Below are 246 nucleotides of genomic sequence, written 5' to 3' on the forward strand. Positions count from 1 at the left end.
ATGTGGGATTTGAGAGTGCGTTTTCATCCAGTTTTGTTGGTAACTTCTGCAGGGTGATCACCGCCGGGGGGTGTGGTTCGGTTGGTCATGGGGGTTGTCGTGGCGTTGCGTTGGGGGGGGGGTTGGGGTGGGGGGGGGGGGGGGTGGGGGTGGGGGTGGTGGGGGTGGGGGGTGGGGGTGGGGGTGGGGGGGTGTGGAGTGATTGTGGGGTGTGTTTGGTGTGGGTTGATAGCTGTGAGTAGGAAG

General features: G+C 63.8%; 1 protein-coding gene. It reads left to right on the forward strand.

Features of this window, described 5'->3' with window-relative positions:
• A partial coding sequence (locus AAEY98_RS22575) for a hypothetical protein (protein WP_351019865.1) occupies positions 1–242 on the forward strand: 242 nt, incomplete at its 5' end.
• Positions 243–246: the final 4 nt, after the last annotated feature.

The organism is Shewanella sp. AC91-MNA-CIBAN-0169, assembly GCF_040310165.1.
Lineage (GTDB): Bacteria > Pseudomonadota > Gammaproteobacteria > Enterobacterales > Shewanellaceae > Shewanella.